Below are 2,543 nucleotides of genomic sequence, written 5' to 3' on the forward strand. Positions count from 1 at the left end.
TTCTTTCAAAATTGCACAGATTAAAATATATTTGGTCAAGCCCTCGACCTATTAGTATCAGTCAGCTAAATATGTTACCACACTTACACCTCTGACCTATCAACCTTGTGTTCTTCAAGGGGTCTTACTAGCTTACGCTATGAGAAGTCTTATCTTGAGGTGGGCTTCACGCTTAGATGCTTTCAGCGTTTATCCCGTCCTAACATAGCTACCCAGCCGTGCCACTGGCGTGACAACTGGTGCACCAGAGGTTAGTCCATCCCGGTCCTCTCGTACTAAGGACAGCTCCTCTCAAACTTCTTGCGCCCGCGACGGATAGGGACCGAACTGTCTCACGACGTTCTGAACCCAGCTCGCGTGCCGCTTTAATGGGCGAACAGCCCAACCCTTGGGACCTACTTCAGCCCCAGGATGCGACGAGCCGACATCGAGGTGCCAAACCTCCCCGTCGATGTGGACTCTTGGGGGAGATCAGCCTGTTATCCCCGAGGTAGCTTTTATCCGTTGAGCGATGGCCCTCCCACGAGGAACCACCGGATCACTAAGTCCTACTTTCGTACCTGCTCCACTTGTAAGTGTCGCAGTCAGGCTCCCTTCTGCCTTTACACTCTTCGAGCGATTTCCAACCGCTCTGAGGGAACCTTTGAGCGCCTCCGTTACATTTTAGGAGGCGACCGCCCCAGTCAAACTGCCCACCTAACAATGTCCTGTGACCAGATTCATGGCCGCCAGTTAGAAACTCAGTACTGTCAGGGTGGTATCCCAAGGATGACTCCGCAGGGCCTAACGACCCTGTTTCCCAGTCTCCCACCTATCCTGTACAGACAATACCGAATCTCAATGCTAAGCTACAGTAAAGCTCTACGGGGTCTTTCCGTCCAATCGCGGGTAGCGAGCATCTTCACTCGCAATACAATTTCGCCGGATTCGTTGTTGAGACAGTTCCCAAGTCATTACGCCATTCGTGCGGGTCAGAACTTACCTGACAAGGAATTTCGCTACCTTAGGACCGTTATAGTTACGGCCGCCGTTTACTGGGGCTTAAGTTCATGGCTTCGCCTTACGGCTAACCAATCCCCTTAACCTTCCAGCACCGGGCAGGCGTCAGCCCCTATACATCAGCTTTCGCTTTAGCAGAGACCTGTGTTTTTGCTAAACAGTTGCTTGGGACTATTCTCTGCGGCCACATTGCTGTGGCACCCCTTCTCCCGAAGTTACGGGGTCAATTTGCCGAGTTCCTTAACAACGATTCTTCCGCTGGTCTTAGGATTCTCTCCTCACCTACCTGTGTCGGTTTGCGGTACGGGCACCAATTACCTCGATAGAAGCTTTTCTTGACAGTGTGGAATCAGATACTTCGCTACTTAAATTTCGCTCCCCATCGCACCTCAGCTAATCCAGGCGGATTTGCCTACCTGAATACCTAAATGCTTAGACAGACTAATCCAACAGTCTGCACATCCTATCCTTCTGTGTCACTCCATCTCTAATAACGCCATTGGTGGTATCGGAATATCAACCGATTGTCCATCACCTACGCCTTTCGGCCTCGGCTTAGGTCCCGACTAACCCTGAGCGGACGAGCCTTCCTCAGGAAACCTTAGGTTTTCGACCAATGAGATTCTCACTCATTTCTCGCTACTTATGCCAGCATACTCACTCCTGTACAGTCCACCACTCCTTACGGTATGACTTCTGCCCATACAGGAAGCTCCTCTACCACGTACCTTACGGTACATTCATAGCTTCGGTGGTAAGTTTTAGCCCCGGACATCTTCGGCGCAGGATCTCTCGACTAGTGAGCTATTACGCACTCTTTAAATGAGTGGCTGCTTCTAAGCCAACATCCTAGTTGTCTTAGAAATCCCACATCCTTTTCCACTTAACTTACACTTTGGGACCTTAGCTGATGATCTGGGCTGTTTCCCTTTTGACTACGGATCTTATCACTCGCAGTCTGACTGCCGGGATAAAAGTATATGGCATTCGGAGTTTGATAGGGTTCGGTAATCTAAAAGACCCCTAGCCCATTCAGTGCTCTACCTCCATTACTCAATTACCCGACGCTAGCCCTAAAGCTATTTCGAGGAGAACCAGCTATCTCCGAGTTCGATTGGAATTTCTCCGCTATCCACAGCTCATCCCATGGTTTTTCAACACCAACGTGGTTCGGTCCTCCACGGAATTTTACTTCCGCTTCAACCTGTCCATGGATAGGTCACCCGGTTTCGGGTCTACGACATGCAACTATTTGCCCTATTCAGACTCGGTTTCCCTTCGGCTCCATACCTTAAGTATTTAACCTCGCTACACATCGTAACTCGCTGGCTCGTTCTACAAAAAGCACGCCGTCAGGCTTTAATGCCCTTCGACTGTTTGTAAGCACACGGTTTCAGGTTCTATTTCACTCCCCTCCCGGGGTTCTTTTCACCTTTCCCTCACGGTACTTCTTCACTATCGGTCACTAGGTAGTATTTAGCCTTGGGAGGTGGTCCTCCCTGCTTCCCACAAGGTTTCACGTGTCTCGTGGTACTCTGGATCAG

1 rRNA gene is annotated in these 2,543 nt (G+C 50.2%); it reads right to left on the reverse strand.

Features of this window, described 5'->3' with window-relative positions:
* Positions 1-31: 31 nt before the first annotated feature.
* A 23S ribosomal RNA gene (locus NBE98_RS00010) occupies positions 32-2,543 on the reverse strand; the annotation flags it as partial.

Origin of the sequence: Clostridium swellfunianum (assembly GCF_023656515.1) — a bacterium.
Taxonomy (GTDB): Bacteria; Bacillota; Clostridia; order Clostridiales; family Clostridiaceae; genus Clostridium_AT; species Clostridium_AT swellfunianum.